Source organism: Melaminivora alkalimesophila (assembly GCF_000282995.1).
GTDB lineage: Bacteria > Pseudomonadota > Gammaproteobacteria > Burkholderiales > Burkholderiaceae_C > Melaminivora > Melaminivora alkalimesophila.
On the sequence record NZ_ALEE01000162.1, the window covers coordinates 1 to 923 of the forward strand.

Below are 923 nucleotides of genomic sequence, written 5' to 3' on the forward strand. Positions count from 1 at the left end.
GCGGCCCCTCCAGCGTGCAATCGACCTCGCTGCTCGCCACGTCGATGGGCAGCACCCGCACTCCGTGGCGGCGCGCGTCCTGCACCAACTGCCCGGGCGTGTAGAAACCCATGGGCTGCGAGTTGAGCAGCGCCGCCAGGAAAACCGCCGGCTCGTGCCGCTTGAACCAGGCACTGGCGTAGGCCAGCAGGGCGAAGCTCGCGGCATGGCTCTCGGGAAAACCGTAGTCGCCAAAGCCCAGGATCTGCTGGAACAGGCGCTCGGCGAATTCCGGTGCATAGCCGCGCGCCCGCATGCCGGACTTGAGCTGCTCCTCGAAGCGGTGCACGTCGCCGCGCCGGCGCCAGGCGGCCATGGAGCGGCGCAGCTCGTCGGCCTGCCCCGGCGTGAAGCCGGCGGCGTCGATCGCCAGCTGCATGACCTGCTCCTGGAAGATCGGCACGCCCAGCGTGCGCCCCAGCACGTGCGCCAGCTCCGGATGCTCGATCGGGTAGGGGCCGTCGTGGCCGGCGCGCCGCAGGGCCCGCAGGCGGGCGCGCGCCTGCAGGTAGGGATGCACCATGCCGCCCTGCACCGGCCCGGGGCGCACGATCGCCACCTGCACCACCAGGTCGTAGAAGGTGCGCGGCTGCAGGCGCGGCAGCATGCCCATCTGCGCCCGGCTCTCGATCTGGAACACGCCGATGGTGTCGGCGGCGCTGGCCATGGCGTAGGTTGCCGCATCCTCGCCGGGGATGTCCTGCAGGCTCCAGGCTTGGCCGCGCAGCACGCTCCGCATCTGCAGGCAGCGGCGCAGCACGCTGAGCATGCCCAGCGCCAGCACGTCCACCTTCAGCAGGTTCATGGCGTCCAGATCGTCCTTGTCCCACTGGATGACCGAGCGCCCTTCCATGGCGGCGGGCTCCACCGGCACCAGCCGCGTG

General features: G+C 71.4%; 1 pseudogene. It reads right to left on the reverse strand.

Features of this window, described 5'->3' with window-relative positions:
• A pseudogene (locus tag A612_RS02660) lies at nt 1-923 on the reverse strand (error-prone DNA polymerase); the annotation flags it as partial.